The organism is Microcoleus sp. PH2017_09_SFU_O_A (assembly GCF_020738625.1).
Classification (GTDB): Bacteria; Cyanobacteriota; Cyanobacteriia; order Cyanobacteriales; family Microcoleaceae; genus Microcoleus.
Genome location: NZ_JAEQCF010000188.1, coordinates 1 through 1,650, shown reverse-complemented (window position 1 = coordinate 1,650; position 1,650 = coordinate 1). Strand labels below are relative to the sequence as shown.

Here is a 1,650-nt window from a genome sequence, read left to right as displayed (position 1 = left end):
GACTCGGATTGAGTCTTTTACACGAGGACTGAGGAGAAGTACCTCAGAGAGAGACGGCTCTCTACTCATCAAATGCGACTTTGCACGTCGCGCTTCACCACATACGGCTCCTCAATGACCTGGCTCTTGTTATGAGTACCTTTAACACTAGAACGGGTTGTCATCCCAGTTCTCCAAACGGACATCTCCGTCTGTTGCCGTTTTCAAGTCGTGGCAGTGGCGGTGAAGAAGCTGCCAATTACTATATTCATCCTTACCTCCTCTAGAAGTACGGATAACATGGTCAACTTCCCATAAATCGCCGTATTTGAAACTCAGCTCGCAGAGTACACATTTCCCAGCCTGCCTTTTCAAGAGAGTGGCTACTCTGGAAGACAGTTCCGGGTGGCTACTCATACGCTTACCCCAGTAGACTAAATCTCCATCAAACGGGCTTCTTGCACCCTGAACCTTGGTGTGGCGTACTATTGGAGTACTTGAATGTTTCACCAAGGCTGTTCCGCCTGACGTGGCAAATGTCCAGTTGTCTTTGCCTACGGTACGCCAGTAGTTACTAACAGTATCGTGGGCGTTAGTTTTGGTGCATCTGCTTTTTGCCCATGCGAGAAGCTTTTGATAGGTGAGGTGGTCACATTTGTTAAATGTTTCCTTACTCACAGATGACGCATAATAGTTACACCATCCTCTGATTATCGGATTGAGACGGCTTATCAATGCCTCTTGAGGGGCATTATGATGTTTATCTATTACTTGTCCTATCTTGTCAAGATGTCTCTTGACTGCTTCCTTTGTGGGTTTGATGATTGTTGTAAAGCCTAGATTTATTACTTCTTTACTAGGGGAATATTGATTACCCTTAGATAAAGTTGCCGCTCTGTATGCCCCTACTTTGTACTGGCGCACATTAAACCCTAAGAAGTTGAACCCCTCAGAGGTGTGGCATATTCGCGTTTTACTTGGCTTCAATTCTAGTCCCATGTTTTTTAGCCATTCGTCTGCTTTTTGTCTCAGGAGGGTTACAAACTCCTCAGACTCATGGAGTATCACAAAATCATCTGCATATCTTACTAGCGTAGGTTTAACCCTAGTAGTACTTTTCCTTCCGGTAGTCGTTACTATCCCTCTGGTGATTGTGTAGAAGCTTGTAATGAAATCCTCAAACCCGTGTAAGGCTATGTTTGCCAGAAGTGGAGAAATGACTCCACCCTGCGGTGTACCTTCCTTGGTGTTTGAGAATACTCCGCTATCCATCACTCCTGATTTCAACCAAGCTTTAATTTGCTTGCGTAATGTCGGGAATGTATTCAATTTTTGGAGCAGTGCTTTATGGTTTATGCAGTCGAAACATTGTGAGATATCAGCGTCAAGCACATACTTGGCTTTTAGGCTGACATTTTTGAAGATTGTCTCAATCGCATCATGGGCAGAACGTCCAGGTCGAAATCCGAAGGAATTTCCCTCGAATTTAGCTTCCCATTCTGGCTCAAGTGCCAGTTTTACTAGGGCTTGTAAGGCACGGTCAAACATCGTGGGTATACCAAGAGGTCGTTTCGGCTCTTCTGGCTTTTTGGTGAAAAGTGTATAATGAGATACTACTAATTGATTTCTACCGTATGGATCTTCATCTTGACAGACTGCTTAATCTACCCG

Annotated in this window: 1 protein-coding gene; it reads right to left on the bottom strand. The window is 44.5% G+C overall.

The features are described 5' to 3' along the window. Positions 1-147: 147 nt before the first annotated feature. Positions 148-1,527 (bottom strand): reverse transcriptase domain-containing protein, encoded by a 1,380-nt coding sequence (locus JGK16_RS32580; RefSeq protein WP_293194025.1) that lies wholly within the window; start codon positions 1,525-1,527, stop codon positions 148-150. Between the last annotated feature and the right edge of the window lie 123 nt (positions 1,528-1,650).

What these genes read in the sequence shown, in the direction of transcription:
- JGK16_RS32580 (WP_293194025.1), bottom strand. Translation starts at nt 1,527, where the DNA reads ATGTTTGACCGTGCCTTACAAGCCCTAGTAAAACTGGCACTTGAGCCA.